This is a genomic window from Streptomyces sp. M2CJ-2, assembly GCF_016757295.1.
Classification (GTDB): domain Bacteria; phylum Actinomycetota; class Actinomycetes; order Streptomycetales; family Streptomycetaceae; genus Streptomyces.
In genome coordinates this window covers 1-17,087 of record NZ_JAESIF010000035.1, presented here as the reverse complement: position 1 = coordinate 17,087, position 17,087 = coordinate 1, and the positions used below count along the sequence as shown (strand labels likewise).

The 17,087-nt window shown below is 71.4% G+C and carries 16 protein-coding genes; 8 read left to right on the top strand and 8 right to left on the bottom strand.

The features are described from left to right. Nucleotides 1–151: 151 nt before the first annotated feature. The 4 genes from JL475_RS23925 to JL475_RS23910 all read left to right on the top strand — a co-directional run bounded on the left by JL475_RS23925 (nucleotide 152) and on the right by JL475_RS23910 (nucleotide 3,446). The gene (locus tag JL475_RS23925; protein ID WP_202279974.1) at nucleotides 152–1,003 is read left to right on the top strand and encodes a helix-turn-helix transcriptional regulator; all 852 of its coding nucleotides are present in this window, start codon (nucleotides 152–154) and stop codon (nucleotides 1,001–1,003) included. Continuing rightward, entirely contained in the window at nucleotides 1,003–1,191 is a 189-nt protein-coding gene (locus JL475_RS23920; protein WP_202279972.1) for a DUF397 domain-containing protein, read from the top strand. The genes JL475_RS23925 and JL475_RS23920 overlap by 1 nt, the downstream gene beginning before the upstream one ends. Continuing rightward, entirely contained in the window at nucleotides 1,188–2,126 is a 939-nt protein-coding gene (locus JL475_RS23915) for an aminoglycoside phosphotransferase family protein (protein WP_307825139.1), read from the top strand. The genes JL475_RS23920 and JL475_RS23915 overlap by 4 nt, the downstream gene beginning before the upstream one ends. Before the next feature lie 99 nt (nucleotides 2,127–2,225). Further along, entirely contained in the window at nucleotides 2,226–3,446 is a 1,221-nt protein-coding gene (locus JL475_RS23910; RefSeq protein ID WP_202279968.1) for a cytochrome P450, read from the top strand. A gap of 207 nt (nucleotides 3,447–3,653) precedes the next feature. On the opposite strand, the gene JL475_RS23905 is transcribed toward JL475_RS23910, so the two are convergent. From JL475_RS23905 to JL475_RS23890, 4 genes are all read right to left on the bottom strand, one after another. Next, on the bottom strand, nucleotides 3,654–4,592 hold the full coding sequence (locus tag JL475_RS23905) for a sigma-70 family RNA polymerase sigma factor (protein WP_202279967.1): 939 nt from the start codon (nucleotides 4,590–4,592) through the stop codon (nucleotides 3,654–3,656). 10 nt (nucleotides 4,593–4,602) lie between these two features. Beyond that, on the bottom strand, nucleotides 4,603–5,793 hold the full coding sequence (locus JL475_RS23900) for an NAD(P)/FAD-dependent oxidoreductase (protein WP_202279966.1): 1,191 nt from the start codon (nucleotides 5,791–5,793) through the stop codon (nucleotides 4,603–4,605). 500 nt (nucleotides 5,794–6,293) lie between these two features. Next, a complete protein-coding gene (locus tag JL475_RS23895; protein WP_202279965.1) occupies nucleotides 6,294–7,955 on the bottom strand; it encodes an ABC transporter permease in 1,662 nt (553 codons plus the stop codon). Continuing rightward, nucleotides 7,952–8,944, bottom strand: a complete 993-nt coding sequence (locus JL475_RS23890) for an ABC transporter ATP-binding protein (protein ID WP_202279964.1) — start codon at nucleotides 8,942–8,944, stop codon at nucleotides 7,952–7,954. Before JL475_RS23890 ends, JL475_RS23895 begins: the two co-directional genes overlap by 4 nt. A gap of 103 nt (nucleotides 8,945–9,047) precedes the next feature. Here JL475_RS23890 and JL475_RS23885 point away from each other — a divergent pair, with 103 nt between their 5' ends. Then, complete coding sequence (locus tag JL475_RS23885; protein WP_202279963.1) at nucleotides 9,048–9,557, top strand: GbsR/MarR family transcriptional regulator; 510 nt, start codon at nucleotides 9,048–9,050, stop codon at nucleotides 9,555–9,557. 73 nt (nucleotides 9,558–9,630) lie between these two features. Beyond that, nucleotides 9,631–10,221 carry a Uma2 family endonuclease gene (locus tag JL475_RS23880; protein ID WP_202279961.1) on the top strand — a complete coding sequence of 197 codons (591 nt, stop codon included), beginning with the start codon at nucleotides 9,631–9,633 and terminating at the stop codon, nucleotides 10,219–10,221. A gap of 9 nt (nucleotides 10,222–10,230) precedes the next feature. Here JL475_RS23880 and JL475_RS23875 read toward each other — a convergent pair whose 3' ends face one another. Then, nucleotides 10,231–11,088 carry a diacylglycerol kinase family protein gene (locus tag JL475_RS23875; protein WP_202279959.1) on the bottom strand — a complete coding sequence of 286 codons (858 nt, stop codon included), beginning with the start codon at nucleotides 11,086–11,088 and terminating at the stop codon, nucleotides 10,231–10,233. A 185-nt stretch (nucleotides 11,089–11,273) separates the two neighbouring features. Between JL475_RS23875 and JL475_RS23870 the strand changes: the two genes are divergently transcribed. Continuing rightward, a complete protein-coding gene (locus JL475_RS23870) occupies nucleotides 11,274–12,557 on the top strand; it encodes an adenylosuccinate synthase (protein WP_202279958.1) in 1,284 nt (427 codons plus the stop codon). Nucleotides 12,558–12,658: 101 nt separating this feature from the next. Here the strand turns inward: JL475_RS23870 and JL475_RS23865 are convergent, their stop codons facing one another. From JL475_RS23865 to JL475_RS23855, 3 genes are all read right to left on the bottom strand, one after another. Then, complete coding sequence (locus JL475_RS23865; protein ID WP_202279956.1) at nucleotides 12,659–13,309, bottom strand: hypothetical protein; 651 nt, start codon at nucleotides 13,307–13,309, stop codon at nucleotides 12,659–12,661. A gap of 211 nt (nucleotides 13,310–13,520) precedes the next feature. Continuing rightward, nucleotides 13,521–14,246 carry a GntR family transcriptional regulator gene (locus tag JL475_RS23860; RefSeq protein WP_202279954.1) on the bottom strand — a complete coding sequence of 242 codons (726 nt, stop codon included), beginning with the start codon at nucleotides 14,244–14,246 and terminating at the stop codon, nucleotides 13,521–13,523. Nucleotides 14,247–14,394: 148 nt separating this feature from the next. After that, nucleotides 14,395–15,750, bottom strand: coding sequence for an aspartate aminotransferase family protein (locus JL475_RS23855; protein ID WP_202279952.1), 1,356 nt, complete (start codon nucleotides 15,748–15,750; stop codon nucleotides 14,395–14,397). A 306-nt stretch (nucleotides 15,751–16,056) separates the two neighbouring features. Between JL475_RS23855 and JL475_RS23850 the strand changes: the two genes are divergently transcribed. Further along, on the top strand, nucleotides 16,057–17,087 hold a 1,031-nt coding region (locus JL475_RS23850), incomplete at its 3' end, for a serine/threonine-protein kinase (protein WP_237408097.1).

Here is a 17,087-nt window from a genome sequence, read left to right as displayed (position 1 = left end):
ACGAAGCGGTGCACTTCCGGTGCCCCGGTGTTTCACAGCGTGTGCGTCGCGTCACTGACGGTAGAGGAGTAATTTCTCCTCTCGCAAGCTGTTGCCATAATTCGACACTCGAACGTGGCACGTACGCAGAGGTGTTGGGGACGGAGAACGTATGGCGCCGAGAAGTAATCCCACCGCTCGGCAGGTGCGGCTGGGGACTGAGTTGCGCAAGCTGCGCGAGGCGACGGGCATGAAGGCGCGCGAGGTGGCGGCGTTCCTGAACTCGACTTCGGCGCAGATGAGTCAGGTGGAGTTGGGCATCTCAGGCGTCAGCGCGGAGCGCGTTCGCCGGCTGGCAGCTCATTACGGCTGCGGGGACGAGGCGTTCATCGACGCTCTGGCGTCCTTGGCCAGTGAGCGGTCACACGGCTGGTGGGACGACTACCGAGGAGTCCTGCCGCAGGTGAACATGGATGTGGCCGAGGTGGAACATCATGCGACCTTCCTGCGGGAGGTTGTGATCACGCACGTTCCCGGGCTTCTCCAGACCCCGGACTACGCTCGGGCGGTCTTCAGGTACATGCGCCCTGATCTGCCCGAGAGTGAACTGGCGCCGCGCGTGGAGCACAGGATGAGACGGCGCAAGGCGATCGAGGGTGACAGGCCGACCCCGTACGAGACGGTGATTCACGAGTTCGCCCTGCGTATTCGTGTGGCCGACCGCCAGACGGCCGTGTCTCAGCTTCGGCTCATCCTGGACGAGATCGAAGAGGGCCACGCCGCCGTGCGGATCGTCCCGGTCGACCGGGACGGCTTCGCTGGTGCTGACGCATCGATGATGTACCTGGGTGGGCCGGTGCCCAAGTTGGACACGGGGCTCCTCGACGCACCCACGGGCACCCTGTTCATCGATGCGGCAGCCCACTTGGATCGGCTCCGAACGCTTTTCTGCACAGTGAAGAAGTCGTCGCTGAACCCCTCGGAGTCACGGGACTTCGTTCACCGCTTGACGAAGGAGCTTTGATGAACTGGCGGAAGTCCACCTACTCCGGCGGCGGTGAAGGCAACACCTGTGTCGAGATCGCGGAGGTGCACCCCCGCATAGCCATACGCGACTCCAAGGCCCCCGCCCGCGCCACCCTCTTCGTCCCCGCCGGCTCCTTCACCGCCTTCGTCGAGTCCGTGAAGCGACACCCTCGGCCAGGGGCGTGAACCCGCTCGGTCAGTCACCTGCGGGGGATGTGCCGAGGGAATTGGCCCACGTCACTCCAGAGGTCCGGGACCGGCTCGCTGTTCGGTTCGGAGCCGAAGTGCTCCGTTGGTGTGACGAGTTGCCCGATCTCGTCAGGGAACTCGCTGCTCGTTGGGATCTGGAACCGGTCGCGGCGGGTGGCGGAGGCACCTCGCGGGTGTTCCGCTGCGTGAGACGTGACGCCGGTGCCTCGGTGTGGCTGAAGCTCACGCCGGAGTCCGCGCTTGCCCGCGAGGAGGCCGAAGCACTGCGGGCCTGGGCAGGGACGCCGTCGGTCGTCACGCTGCTGGCAGAAGACGCGGTCGCCGGGGCCCTGTTGCTGGAGGACGTGGAACCGGGAGTGCCCGTGCGGCAGTCGGCTTGGAACCTGCCCGAGGTCGCGGCCCTGCTGCGCGACCTGCGGGTCTCGCCCCCTGGGCCGGGGGAGTACTCGGTGGTGCGGCCGCTTACGCACCGGATCGGCTTTCTGTTCGACTTGGTCGACCGCAGGCTGACGGCGACCCGCGTGAACGGCCTGGATGTCTCTGCGGTGCTGGGACGGGCCCGCGCGAGCGCCCTGGAACTTGCCGCCGGCGGACCCGTGGCACTCGTGCACGGTGATCTCCATCCGGCCAACGTGCTGTCCGGTCCGGGCGCCCGCATGGTGGCGATCGACCCGAGGCCGGCGTGGGGCGACCCGGACTTCGACGCCGTGGACTGGGTGCTCGACGGGGTTGCGGATCCGGCCGTGCTGGAGCGGAGGGTCGCGAGGCTGGCGGCGCTGGTTCCCGGCATGTCTCCTGAGCGCGTGCTGGGTTGGTGCGGGGCCCTGTCCGCCCTCATCGCGGTCCCCGGAGTGTGTGCGGGACGGGACGACGCGGAAACCCGGTTCCTCATGACCCTGGCCGGCGGCTGATCCGCCCGCCGGCTGCGGCGGGCCCCGTACCGCAGTCAGGGGAAGCCGCTTCGAGGGCGGCTCTGGGCACAGGGCCGGTCGGCGGCTTATGGTCCGGGCATGACGGCTGAAACCGACCTCGCGTTCGACCCCTGGGACCCGGCGTTCGTCGCCGATCCGTATGCCGGCTATGCCGAGCTGCGGGAACGGGGGCGGGTGCACTGGTTCGAGCCGACGAACCAGTGGCTGGTGCCGCACCACGCGGACGTCTCGGCGCTGCTGCGCGACCGGCGGCTGGGGCGGACGTACCAGCACCGCTTCACCCACGAGGAGTTCGGCCGGACGGCCCCTCCGCCGGAGCAGGAGCCGTTCCACACCCTCAACGACCACGGCATGCTCGACCTGGAGCCGCCGGACCACACCCGGATCCGACGCCTGGTGTCGAAGGCGTTCACCCCGCGCACGGTGGAGCGGCTCAAGCCGTACGTCGAGGGGCTGGCGGCGGACCTGGTGGCCGCGCTGGTCGACGCCGGCGGCGGTGACCTGCTGACGGACGTCGCCGAACCGCTGCCGGTCGCGGTGATCGCCGAGATGCTGGGCATCCCGGAGTCCGACCGGGCCCCGCTGCGCCCCTGGTCGGCGGACATCTGCGGGATGTACGAGCTGAACCCGTCGGGGGATTCGGCGGCGAAGGCCGTCAGGGCGTCGGTCGAGTTCTCGGAGTACCTCCGCGAGCTGATCGCCGAGCGTCGCGAGAAGCCCGGCGACGACCTGATCTCGGGGCTGATCGCGGCCCACGACGAGGACGACGACCGGCTCACCGAGCAGGAGATGATCTCCACCTGCGTGCTGCTGCTGAACGCGGGCCACGAGGCGACGGTGAACTCCACGGTCAACGGCTGGTGGGCGCTGTTCCGGAACCCGGACCAGCTGGCCGCCCTCCGTGCGGACCACTCCCTGGTCACCACGGCAGTGGAGGAGCTGATGCGCTACGACACTCCGCTCCAGCTCTTCGAACGCTGGGTCCTGGACGACATCGAGATCGACGGCACGGTGATCCCCCGGGGTGCGGAGATCGCCATGCTCTTCGGCTCCGCCAACCACGACCCGGCCGTGTTCGCCGACCCCACCCGTCTGGACCTCACCCGCGCGGACAACCCGCACATCTCCTTCAGCGCCGGCATCCACTACTGCATCGGCGCACCCCTGGCCCGTATCGAACTCGCTGCGTCCATGACGGCGTTGCTGGAGCAGGCCCCGATGCTGGGCCTGGCCAAGGAGCCGAAGCGCAAGCCGAACTTCGTGATCCGGGGGCTGGAGGGGCTGGCGGTCGAGGTCTGAGCCCGCCGCCTCGAACCGCGCCATCCCTGGGCGGACGGGGCACCGGGTGTGACTTCGAGCGACAGATGGCCATCGGGATCCGAACGGCATGGCCGAGTCCGGTTCGGGAGACCGACGTGCTTCGGCCGCCGTGCCGTTGTGCGGCGCGGGGGCCGAAGGGGCGCCGTCCCGGCTCCGACTCAGGTCACTGGATTCCGGTGGCTCCGGTCACCATGCGCTGATGACCGGTGCGTCGGGTTCGTGCTGCCGCCAGGCCTCGTCGAGGCGCGCGAGCCGGTCCGCGGCGGCGATGCCGCACAGGGACGCGACCTTGCCGTCGCCGACGTCGAACGCCACGGCGCCCACCACCCGGCCGTCGACCACGGCGAGGACGGCCGGGGAGCCGTTGACCAGCGCGATGTGGATCGCAGGCGAGCCGCCGGCCAGCCGCCGCTTCGCCGGCGTGGGCTTGAAGCCGGCCCGCACGAAGGAGGCGACCCGCTCGCGCGTCTCGTACCGCAGCAGCCGCCTGGCCAGTCCGGCGCCGTCCGAGACCATGGTCGCGTCTTCGGTGAGCAGTTCCACCAGCCGTTCGGTGCGCCCCGACGTGGCGGCGGCGAGGAACTCCTCGACGACCCGGCGCGCGGACGCGAGGTCCACCTCGTCGCCGCGGCGGCGTTCGGCGGTGACCCGGCGTCGGGCCCGGTGGACGTGCTGCTGGCTCGCGGACTCGGTGATGTCGAGGATCCGGGCGATCTCGGCATGGGGGTACGAGAAGGCCTCACGCAGGACGTAAGCGGCCCGTTCGACCGGCGAGAGGCGCTCCATGAGGAGCAGTACGGCCAAGGACACCGATTCGCGCTGCTCGAAGGTGTCGGCCGGGCCGAGCATCGGGTCACCCTCGAGGAGCGGCTCGGGCAGCCAGGCACCGGCCGCTCGCTCGTGGCGCGCCTGCGCCGAGCGGAGCCGGTCGAGGCAGAGATGGGTGACGACCTTGGTCAGCCACGCCTCCGGCACCTCGATGCGTTCGCGGTCCGCGGCCTGCCAGCGCAGGAACGCGTCCTGCACGGCGTCCTCGGCGTCGGCCGCCGAGCCGAGCAGACGGTACGCGAGCGAGGCCAGCCGGCCCCGGCCGGCCTCGAAGCGATCGATGGCTGCGCTGTCCATGCGGAGCAGCCTAGGCGGCGGCCCGCGCACCGGACCGGTCCGGTGCGGTGGTCAGGCGGCGCTTGCGCTTCGGCATGCCGAAGGTCGGGTGGGCGATGCTCCACCCGGACCCCTTGAGCACGCCCGCCTTGAACCACGCGGCGGTCCGGCCGCCCAGGTACCAGGACTTCGACCGAACGTCTCCGTCCACCATCTGGACGATCGCGTCCCGCCGCCCGAGGCTGATGTGGTTGCCGTAGTACTTCAGCCCGGTGGTCGAAACCCCGCTGCCGGTCAGGCGCGCGATGATCGAGGCGGTCGCCTGCATGTTGGTGAAGCCGGCCGAGGCGCAGGACATCGGCAGCGGCCGGCCGTTCTCGCCGATCGCGTAGGCGCAGTCACCGGCGGCGTAGACGTCCGGGTGCGAGACCGAGCGCATGGTGCGGTCGACGACGATCTGGCCGGTCTCGGCGACCTCCAGGCCGCCGGCGGCGGCGATGGGGTGCACGGCGAACCCGGCCGACCACACGGTCACGTCGGCCGGGATGGACGTACCGTCGGCGGCGATCGCCCGGGTCGGCTCGACGGCTTCGATGCCGGTGTGCTCGTGGACGGTGATGCCGAGCCGGTCGAAGGCCTGGCGCAGGTGGCGGCGGGCCTTCGGGGAGAGCCAGGCGCCCAGCTCACCGCGGGCGGCGAGCGCGACCGAGAGGTCGGGCCGGGACTCGGCGAACTCGGTGGCGGTCTCGATGCCGGTCAGCCCCTCACCGACGACCAGCACGGTGCCGCCCGCGCCCAGGCCGGCCATGCGCTCGCGCAGACGCAGCGCCGAGGACCGGCCGGTCACGTCGAAGGCGTACTCGGCCACGCCGGGGACACCATGGTCGGCGACGGAGCTGCCGAGCGCGTAGAGGAGCGTGTCGTACGCGAGCTCGCCCTCGCCGTCCTCACCGGTCACGGCGACGGTCCTGCGCTCGGGGTCGACGCCGGTGACGCGCGCCAGACGCAGCCGCACCCCGGTGCCCGCGAACACGTCGGCGAGCTTGCGGACCGCGAAGTCCTGGCCGACCGCGAGCTGGTGGAGCCGCATCCGCTCGACGAAGTCGGGCACGGCGTTGACGACGGTGATCTCGGCGTCGGCGGGGGAGAGCCGGCGGGCCAGGTTTCCGGCGGCGTAGGCCCCGGCGTATCCGGCGCCGAGGACGACGATGCGGTGCTTCATGGCGATGCTCCTGTCTCGTTCGCGTGCCCCTTGGACGAGATGGCGACCCGATTGCTGACAGGAGTTGGATGTGACGTGGGTCACCGAAACGGGGCGAGCGGTTGAGCCTCCGAAGGGTGCTCGGGTGACTGGAAACCGCACTTCCTGCGTCTTGCGCGTACACCCCCGAAGGGATCGCGTTCGTGCGATGAACGGTGTCCCGCCGGGTGGTGTGGGGGATCTTCGCGGTTCCTGCGCCCCGGGGCCGGAGACGGGTGTCGTGCCGAAAACCTTGAGCAGTCGACGGCCATGTGTCACTTAAGCGCTCAAATGAGCAGGATCGGGACGGTTTTCGCCAAAGTGCTCACGGTTTTGGGATGGTGTGTCCTCCCCGGGGCGTGGGCGCGTGTCCCGGCATCGTCCACATCGAGGCCGCCGAGCAGCGCGACCAGCCCCGACACGCGCCGGCCCACCCTGCCCGGAGAAGGCGCGTACCCACCGGGCAGGGGGCTGCGGCGCGGTCACTTCGTCTCCAGGTCCCGTCGTCGGAAGCCCGTCAGGCCCAGCCACACCAGGCCGGCGGCGACGAGGGAGAGCAGGAGCAGGGGGAGCCAGTCCATGTCCGCGGCGGGGAGCCGGGGGACGTGGCCGAACGGGGAGAGGTTGTTCATCCAGGCCGGGAACCGGAGGATCTGGCCGAGGTAGCCGACCACGAAGGCGTACACCGGCACGATCCAGGCCGCCTGGCTCGCCCGGGGGAACCAGCCGAAGAGCACCACGGCCACGCCGATCGTGACCCACAGGGCGGGCGCGTACGCGAGGGCCGCCCCCACCAGCTTCGGGAGCAGTGAACCGTCACCGGTCGAGGCCGCGCCCGCGATGCCGAAGCCGAGCCCGGACAGCAGCAGCACGACCGTACCGCCGCCCATGGCCACGGCCAGGTGGCCGCCGACCCAGCGGGTGCGCGAGAGGCCGGTGGCGAGGAGGGGTTCGGCGCGGCCCGCCGTCTCCTCGGAGCGGGGCCGCAGGGCCGCCATGACGACGTACACCGCCGCCACGACCGTGAGGACGACCATGACCATGGAGGCGAAGGGCTCGGCGACGCCCGCCCCGCCGATGCGGTCCAGGGCCTCCTGGATCTCGTCGATGCCCTTCAGCATCTCCTCGGCGTCCCCGAGGATCGATCCGTACATCGCGCCCATCAGGAACAGGCCCGCGCCGAAGCCGATCAGCATGCCGCGGTGCAGTCGCAGGGCGAGGCCGAGCGGTGTGGCGAGCGCGTCGGAGGCCGTGGGGCTGCCCAGCTTCTCCGGACGCAGGCCCGCGCCCACGTCGCGGCGGGTGGAGAGCATGAAACCCGCCGCCGCGCACAGCACCGCGAACACCAGGCAGAGCAGCAGCGGCCACCAGCGGTTGTCGACGTACGGGTAGCTGCGCTGCACCCAGCCGATCGGGGAGAGCCAGGACAGAGTGCCGTTCGCGCCGCTGTCGCCGGCGGCGCGCAGCACGTAGGCGACGCCGATGACCGCGAGGGCCATGCCGGACGCGCCGCGGGTGTGCGCGGTGAACTGGACGGTGACCGCGGCGACGGCGGCGAAGACGAGACCGACGGCGGCGTGGGCGAAGCCGTAGAGCAGCGAGCCCGCCGTGCCGCCGTCCTCCAGCCCCGTCCCGGCCAGGCCGAAGGCCAGCAGCAGGGCCAGGGCGAGGTTGGCCAGGACCGCGACGGACAGGGCGGCGGCGAGGTGGGCGTGGCGGCCCACCACCGTCGAGCGCACCAGCTCGGCGCGGCCGGTCTCCTCCTCGGCGCGGGTGTGCCGGGTGACGATCAGCACGCTCATGAGGCCGACCAGGACGGCCATGAAGCCGAGCATCTGATGGCTCAGCATGGAACCGAAGCCGTAGTCGTCGAGGTAGTGGCGGGGGCCGGACATGGCGAGGCCGGCCGGGCTGTCCATGCTCCGGACGGCGTTCGCCCGGTCCTCCGGGCTGCTGTACAGCGTCTTGAAGCTGTTCGCCGTGGAGAGCGTGCCGAGGAACAGGGCCAGGATCCACACCGGGAGCCGGACACGGTCCCGGCGCAGGGCGAAGCGGATCAGCGTCCGGGTCCCGGCCAGCGCGTTGCCGCCCGCGACCGGTTCGGCGGGGGCCGGCGCCTCGGGGGCGGCGGTCGCGGTGGTCATCGCGGGTCTCCGTTCGTGCCCTGTCCTGCCTGTTCGGTCTGTCCTGCCTGTTCGGCCTGTCCGTCGGCGCGCCCGGTGTCGTGCCCGTTGGCGGCGAGCTCGCTGCCGTAGTGGCGGAGCATCAGCTCCTCCAGGGTCGGCGGGTGGCTGATGAGGCTGCGGATGCCGAACTCGGTGAGCCTGCGGACCGCCGCGTCGACCTGGCCGCCGTCGACGGCGAAACGGACCCGGCCGCCGGCCTCGTCGAGGGTCTGCAGGCCGTGCACGCCGGGCAGCCCGGCGAGGCCGGTGGCGGGTCGCTCGGTCTCCGCCTCGATGGTGGTGCGGGTCAGGTGGCGCAGCTCGCCGAGGGTGCCGGACTGGACGGTGCGGCCCAGCCGGATGATGCTCACCCGGTCGGCGAGCTTCTCCACCTGGGCCAGGATGTGGCTGGAGAGCAGGACGGTCCTGCCTGCCGCCTTGGCCTCGCCGATGACGTCCTGGAAGACGACCTCCATGAGCGGGTCCAGGCCCGCGGTCGGCTCGTCGAGCAGCAGCAGCTCGGCGTCGGAGGCGAGCGCGGCGACGATGGCGACCTTCTGCCGGTTGCCCTTGGAGTAGGCGCGGCCCTTCTTGGTCGGGTCCAGGTCGAAGCGCTCGACGAGCTCGGTGCGCCGCTTCCTGTCCAGGCCGCCGCGCAGCCGCGCCAGCAGGTCGATGGCCTCACCGCCGGTCAGGCCCGGCCACAGCTCGACGTCGCCGGGGACATAGGCGAGGCGGCGGTGCAGCTCCACGGCGTCCGCCCACGGATCGAGGCCGAGCACCCGGGCGGCGCCCGAGTCGGCACGCAGCAGACCGAGCAGGACGCGGATGGTGGTCGACTTGCCGGAGCCGTTCGGGCCCAGGAAGCCGTGGACCTCGCCGGACTCGACGTCCAGGTCGAGGCCGTCGAGTGCGCGCGTGCGACCGAACGACTTGTGGAGTCCGGACACGGTGATGGCCTTCGTCATGACGACGAACGTACATTTCTTTCAGAATTTTGTGAAGTTAAGGAACCGTATGAACGGCGGCTAGACTGGCGAACGGTGTCTGAACAGGGGAGATGATCGGGTCATGGCGGAACCGAGCGTGACGGACCGGGATCCGGAGGCCGTCTCACGGTTCGTCGAGCACTTCGCGGCGCAGCTGGTGGAGGCCGGACTGCCGCGCATGCCCGCCCGGGTCTTCGCCGCGCTGCTCTCCTCCGACACCGGTGTCATGACCTCCGCCGAACTGGGGGAGCGGCTGCGGATCTCGCCCGCCGCGGTCTCCGGCGCGGTGCGCTATCTGGCGCAGCAGCACATGGTCTCCCGTGAGCGCGAGCCCGGCTCGCGCCGGGAGCGGTACCGGGTCCGCGGCGACCAGTGGTACGAGGCCCTCACCAACCGCGAGGCCGTCATCCGGCGCTGGGAGGACGCGCTGCGCGAGGGCGTCACCAGCCTGGGGTCCGACACCCCGGCGGGCCGCCGACTGGCGGAGACCCTGGCCTTCTTCGAGTTCGTGGAGAAGGAGGTCGAGGGGATGATGGCGCGCTGGCGCGCGCAACGTGAGGAACGCTTCGGGCGGGGTGGGGCGGAGGCGTGAAAGCCGATCACGCCTCTGTGAATGATCGACTACGCTGAGTGGCGACTGGTCCGCATCAAAGGGAGGGCGCATCATGACAGTCATGGCAGAGCGACCGACGATAAGCGGCACCGAGTCCGGCAACTTCGAGGAACTGTTGGACCTTCTCGACGAGCTGCACCTGCGCGACGGCTTCAAGGCCGAGATCATCAGGGGGAACATCGTTGTGTCGCCGTGGTCGAAGGGCTACTACCAGCGCGTGATGCACCTGGTGTGCAAACAACTGGAGCCGCATCTTCCTGCAGGGCATTCCATCAGTTGCGGCCCGTTCCTGTATGTCTTTCCGGGGGACGAGTGCGCGTACGGACCGGATATCCATGCAGCGTCCGAACGTGCCTTCGAGACGACCAGTAACCGCCTGGACGGCGAAGCCCTCTCCTTCGTCGCCGAACTGACCTCCTCCTCCACCCGGGACGACGACCTGACGGACAAGGTCGAGGTCTATGGGCGAGCCGGTATCCCCGTCTACCTGCTCCTCGACATGCAGGAGGAGCAGGCCACGGTCTTCTCGATGCCCTCCGCCAAGGGTTACGAGGCTCGCTGTTCCAAGCCGTTCGGCGAGAAGCTGCCGATTCCCCAGCCGTTCGACTGCGTGCTGGACACGACCGATTTCAAGGCCCCCTGAGCCGGTCGGTCAGCTCTTCGGCAGGGTCAGCCCCAGGGCCCCCTCCAGCACCACCCACGTCCGGGTCCGCACCGGCCCCGACACCACCGCGTCCGCGCGGTAGCGGAAGTGCGCGCCCGAGACCGTCACCGCCCGCCCCTCCGCCAGCAGCGGGGAGGCCTCCGCGCCCACCGACGCCGGACGCACTTCGACCCTGGCCGCCCCGGAGGCGCCCGAAACGACCGACACGGCCTCCACCGGCTGGTGCAGGTCGACCAGGGTCTCTCCGTCGACCTCCACCCGCAGCCGGGAGGGATGCGCCTCGGTGACGGGAGCGATCTCGGACGGCCGGGCCGGCACCAGGGTCCGTACCAGGGACCGGCACGTCTGCAGCCAGGGGCGCCCCACCCCGCCGACCGTCTCCCGTACCGGCGTCACACCCCCGACCGGCGGGATCCGCACCGCGCCGAGCACCACCCCGTCACTGTCGTCCACCAGCAGGTCCATCCGCCGCTCGGCGCCGTCCAGCACGGCCCGCGCCGCCGCCACCGTCCCCGTGGGCACCCCCAGCGACCGGGCGAGGGACAGCGCGCCGCCGACCGGCACCAGGGACAGCGCGCAGCCGGTCAGCTCGCGCTGCCGGTGCAGCACCCCCACCGCCCGTGTCAGGGCCCGGTCGTCGCCGATCACCACCGGCCGCCTCGAACCCAGCCGGGCCAGCGCGCGGGCGAACTCCTCCGGCCCGTCCGGCAGGCAGACCTTCGTGCTCGCACCCCCGCTGAGCACGTCTTTCGCGATGCGCACGGACTCGCCGTCCCTGCGGCGGGCGACCGGATCGATGACCACCAGGAGCTGATCGGACGTCGGGGAAGTCGCCACCTCGGCCATGCCTCGCTTCCTCGGGTAGCATCTTTGTGCAAGAGCCCCTTTGCACTTTTGCGCAGGGGCTTCGTCTATTCCGGGGCACCCGGTCCGACGGTTGGCGGCCAACGGTGGTCGCGGTGCACGCGGCGGAGATCCACCGCGTACGCCCCTGACCCTGGACATGCCCCGCCCGGAAGGGGTGTACGCGCGTGCCCGCACTTGTGCTGCTCGGTGCTCAGTGGGGTGACGAAGGCAAGGGAAAGGCGACGGACCTGCTCGGAGGTTCCGTCGACTACGTGGTGCGCTACCAAGGCGGCAACAACGCCGGCCACACGGTAGTCGTGGGTGATCAGAAGTACGCCCTCCACCTGCTCCCTTCCGGAATCCTGTCCCCCGGCTGCACGCCGGTCATCGGCAACGGCGTCGTCGTCGACCCCTCCGTCCTGCTCTCCGAGCTGAGTGGGCTGAACGAGCGAGGCGTCGACACGTCCAAGCTCCTGATCAGCGGCAACGCGCACATCATCACGCCGTACAACGTGACCGTCGACAAGGTGACGGAACGCTTCCTCGGCAAGCGCAAGATCGGGACGACCGGTCGCGGCATCGGCCCGACCTACGCCGACAAGATCAACCGCGTCGGCATCCGGGTCCAGGACCTGTACGACGAGTCGATCCTCACCCAGAAGGTCGAGGCGGCCCTCGACGTCAAGAACCAGATGCTCACCAAGCTCTACAACCGGCGCGCGATCGCCGTGGACCAGGTGGTCGGGGAGCTGCTGGGCTACGCGGACAAGCTGGCGCCCTACGTCACCGACACCGTCCTGGTCCTCAACGAGGCCCTGGAGCAGGACAAGGTGGTCCTCTTCGAGGGCGGCCAGGGCACCCTGCTCGACATCGACCACGGCACGTACCCCTTCGTCACCTCGTCCAACCCGACCGCGGGCGGCGCCTGCACGGGCGCCGGCGTGGGCCCGACGAAGATCAGCCGGGTCATCGGCATCCTCAAGGCGTACACGACCCGCGTCGGCGCCGGCCCCTTCCCGACCGAGCTGTTCGACGAGGACGGCGAGGCGCTGCGCACCATCGGCGGCGAGCGGGGCGTCACCACCGGCCGCGACCGCCGCTGCGGCTGGTTCGACGCGGTCATCGCCCGCTACGCGACCCGCGTGAACGGCCTGACCGACTTCTTCCTCACCAAGCTCGACGTCCTCACCGGCTGGGAGCAGATCCCGGTCTGCGTGGCCTACGAGATCGACGGCAGGCGCGTCGAGGAGCTCCCCTACTCCCAGACGGACTTCCACCACGCGAAGCCGGTCTACGAGATGCTCCCCGGCTGGTCCGAGGACATCACCGGGGCGAAGTCCTTCTCCGACCTGCCGAAGAACGCCCAGGCCTACGTCAAGGCCCTGGAGGAGATGTCCGGCGCCCCGATCTCCGCGATCGGCGTGGGCCCGGGCCGCGACGAGACGATCGAGATCAACTCGTTCCTGTAGGGCCGGCCCTGCCGCACCCCGACGTCCCGGTGACCCGTCCAGGGGCACCGGGACGTTCTCGTCTCCGGGGCGTCCGGGGCGAGCCCGTGCCCGCCCGGGGGTCAGCTGAAGACGATCATCGAGCCCTGGGCCAGGCTGCGGGTCGCCGCCGCGTGCAGGCCGAGCCAGACGTGGCGTTCGCGGGCGAAGGGGCTGGGGTCGTACGGGGGCGGGACGGCGGGCTCCTCCAGCTCGGTCGGTCCCTGCGGGGGATCCGGCGTGGCCGGGGGGTTCGCGGGGTCGATGCCGAGGGCCGGGGCGACGACTTCCAGTTCCCGCAGCAGTGCGTGGGAGGAGCCCAACGGGCCTCCGCCGGCGAGGAGTTCGTCGCTGGAGAGCGGGGTCGGGAAGTCCACGGGGACGTACGCCCCGGCGTGGTCGTAGTGCCAGACCAGGTGCGACTGCTGGGCCGTCGCCTCGAACATCTCCAGCAACTGCTCGTAGTCACCGCCCAGTTCGCCCACCGGTGTGACCGGCAGCCCGGACACCTGCAGCAGATACGTGCGCCGCAGGAAGTGCAGCGCGTCGTAGTCGAAGCCCGCGACCGGGGCGACCTCACCGGACAGTCCCGGCATGTACTGGTACACCGGCACCGGCGGCAGCCCGGCCTCGGCGAGCACCTTGTTGTACTGCGCGAGTTCCTCGGCGAACGGATTGTCGGGCGTGTGGCACAACACGTCGACGAGCGGTACCAGCCACAGGTCACAGGCCAAGAGGGCTCCTCGCACAGCACGTAGGTCGAAGACACAGGGTCGAAGACACGTAGGTCGTCAGGGAAGAGAAGGGTATCGGCGCGGGGCGGGGGCGGCTCCCCTCGTGCAGGCCCCTACCCATACGAACACAGCCGACGCGGGCGCCGCGCCCCGGGCGCCGCGCCCCGGGCTCCGGTCGGTCCGGTCGGTCCGGTCAGTCCGGTCGGTCCGGTCAGTCCGGTCGGTCCGGTCGGTCCGGGGGGAGCCGCTCGATGAGGCTCAGGGCGTGGGCGTTGTACGACTCGATGATCGCGCGAGCGGAATCGGTGTCGCGGCGCGACAGGGAATCGACCAGATCGGTGTGTTCGGACCACAGCCGTCCCCGTAGATCGGGCAGCCGACGCAGATGCTGCACCGCGCACACCCAGGTCTGCACCCGGAGCCGGTGCAGGAAGGCGGTGAGGTAGGGGTTGCCGAACAGGGCCCCGAGTTCGCGCCAGAAGCGCAGGTCGTAGCCGATCAGAACGGTGAGGTCCCCGGCGAGGGCCGACCGCTGCGCCTCCTCGCCGCGCCGCCGGACCCCGGCGAGCGCGGCGGCGACCGGGGGCTCCTCGGGCCGCAGGGAGGACAGGCGTCCCTCGGGGTCGGTCAGGGCGTGGAACATCCCGTCGACCACCAGGCCGCGGGCCTCGATCATGCCGCGGAAGTCGTCGACGGAGTACTCGTGCACCCGGAACCCCCGGTGCTGGTCGGCGTCGAGCAGTCCCTGCGCCGACAGGTCGACCAGCGCCTCCCGCACCGGGGTCGCGGACACCCCGTACTGGTCGGCGATCTCCTTGACGGTGAACTCCTGCCCCGGCTGGAGCCGCCCGGCCAGCACCTCGTCACGGAGCGCGTCGGCGATCTGCTGCCGCAGCGTGCTGCGGGTCACCGCACCGTTGCCGCTGGTGCCGGGCATGGTCGGGCGTCTCCCTCATCGCGTTCGAATGACGTGCACACATCTGTCCACGGTGCCGCCACCTTACGCGTTCACCCTCCCGAGCCTGTTCGAGTGCCCGCCGGGGCCGGCAATCCCCGGCGGGCCCCCGGCGGGCACGGGCGTCAGGTCACTCCACGTGCTCGTCCGCCACCGACAGGGCCGAGTCCAGGGCCGCCAGGCCCTCCTTCAGCTCGGCCTCGGTCGTGTTGCACGGCGGCACCACATGGGTGCGGTTCATGTTCACGAAGGGCCACAGCCCGCCCGCCTTGGCGGCCGCCGCGAACGCGGCCATGGGGGCGTTCGCCTCGCCGGTCGCGTTGTACGGCACCAGCGGCTCCCGGGTCTCCCGGTTCCGCACCAGTTCCAGCGCCCAGAACATGCCGACCCCGCGGACCTCGCCCACACTGGGGTGCCGCTCCGCGAGTTCGTGCAGCGCGGGTCCGACGACCGACGTGCCGAGCCGCGCCGCGTTCTCGACGACGCCCTCCTCGGCCATGACGCCGATCGTCGCGACGGCCGCGGCGCAGGCCAGCGGATGCCCGGAGTACGTCAGCCCGCCCGGGTACGGCCGCTTCCCGAACGTGTCGGCGATCGCCCCGGAGATCGCGACGCCGCCGAGCGGCACGTACCCGGAGTTCACGCCCTTCGCGAAGGTCATCAGGTCCGGCACGACGTCGTACAGGTCCGCCGCGAACCACGTGCCGGTCCGGCCGAACCCGGCCATGACCTCGTCCAGGACGAAGACGATGCCGTACGTGTCGCACAGCTCGCGGACCCCGGCGAGGTAGCCGGGCGGCGGCGGCATGATCCCCGCCGTGCCCGGAACGGTCTCCAGGACGATCGCCGCGATCGTCGACGGCCCCTCGAAGGCGATCGTCGCCTCCAGGTGCTCGAGCGCCCGCGCGCACTCCTGCTCCTCGGTCTCGGCGTAGAAGCGGGAGCGGTACAGGAAGGGCGCCCAGAAGTGCACGACCCCGGCCGTGCCGCTGTCGGAGGCCCAGCGGCGCGGGTCGCCGGTGAGGTTCACGGCCTGCTGGGTGCCGCCGTGGTACGAGCGGTACGCGGAGAGCACCTTGGGCCGCCCGGTGTGCAGCCGCGCCATGCGCACGGCGTGCTCGACGGCGTCCGCGCCCCCGTTGGTGAAGAAGATCTTGTCGAGGTCCCCCGGCGTCCGCTCGGCGATCAGCCGCGCCGCCTCCGACCGCGCCTCGACGGCGAACGCGGGCGCGAACGTCGTCATCCGCGCGGCCTGCTCCTGGATCGCGGCGACGACCTTCGGGTGCTGGTAGCCGATGTTGGTGTAGACGAGGCCGCTGGTGAAGTCGAGGTAGCGGCGGCCGTCGTAGTCCCAGAAGTACGACCCCTCCGCCCCGGCGACGGCGAGCGGGTCGATGAGCTCCTGCGCGGACCAGGAGTGGAAGACGTGCGCACGGTCGGCGGCCTTCACGGCGGCCCCGACCTCGGGGTTCGGCTGAGGAGTCATGGCGCCGAGGGTAGGCCGTGGCACCGGCCGCGCGACATCGGCGGCCTGTCTGCGGTCCGCCGCTTTCCGCGACAGAGTGTCGACGGCCGTCGCGACGGGGAAGCCCCTCACCGACGACCGGTGAAGGTGCTCGGTGAGGCGGGGTTCGCACAGGCGGTCCACGCGCTGGAACGCCTGTCCGCCGTGCTCGACGGACTGGGCCCGCCTGTTACGGAACCGTAGACGAAGCCCTGGTCACCCCGGCCCCGGCCCGGTCTATTCTCGGGCTGTTGCTCACTGTGGGGGGAAGGCGGCGCAACGATGGAGATGCACGGGCCGGGGGGCGAGGCGACGGGGGCGCCGGGCGGCCGGCACCCGGGGAGAATCGGCGCGTACCGGCTGCTCGCCCGGCTCGGGGCCGGCGGGATGGGGCACGTCTACCTGGCCCGTTCCGACCGGGGACGCACCGTCGCCGTCAAGCTGGTCCGTGAGGAGCTGGCCCAACAGGAGGAGTTCCGGGCCCGTTTCCGCCAGGAGGTGCAGGCCGCACGGCAGGTCGGCGGCGCCTGGACCGCGCCGGTGCTGGACGCGGACACCGAGGCCCCGGTGCCGTGGGTCGCCACCGGGTACGTCGCGGGGCCCAGCCTCCAGCAGGTGGTCGGGCAGGACCACGGCGCGCTGCCCGAGCGCTCGGTACGCATCCTCGCCGCCGGTCTCGCGCACGCGCTGAAGGACATCCACGCCGCCGGCATCGTGCACCGCGACCTCAAGCCGTCCAACGTGCTCGTCACCATCGACGGGCCGCGCGTCATCGACTTCGGGATCGCGCGGGCGATGGAGACCGTGACCGACGGCGGACTCACCCGCACCGGCGCGCTCGTCGGTTCGCCCGGCTTCATGGCGCCGGAGCAGGTGCGCGGCGACCGCATCACCTCCGCCTGCGACGTCTTCTGCCTCGGCTCGGTGCTCGCCTACGCGGCCACCGGAGAGCTTCCCTTCGGCACCGCCAACAGCGGGGTGCACGCCCTGATGTTCCGCATCGCCCAGGAGGAACCCGACCTCGGCCGGGTCCCCGAGGGCCTCGCCGACCTGGTGAGGGACTGCCTGAGGAAGGACCCCGCCCAGCGGCCCACGCTCGACCGGATCCTGGAGCGCACCGGCGCCGAGGACACCGTCGTCGACGGCCGCTCCCGCGAGCCCTGGCTGCCGAGCGCCCTGGTCGCCCAGCTCGGCCGGCACGCCGTGCGGCTGCTGGACGTGGAGGACCCGGAGGCGCCCCCGGCAGCGGCGGCGGGGGCCGCCGTGCCGCCCGCACCGCCCGCGCTCCCCGGACCGGACGGCTCCGCGCCCGCCGCCAC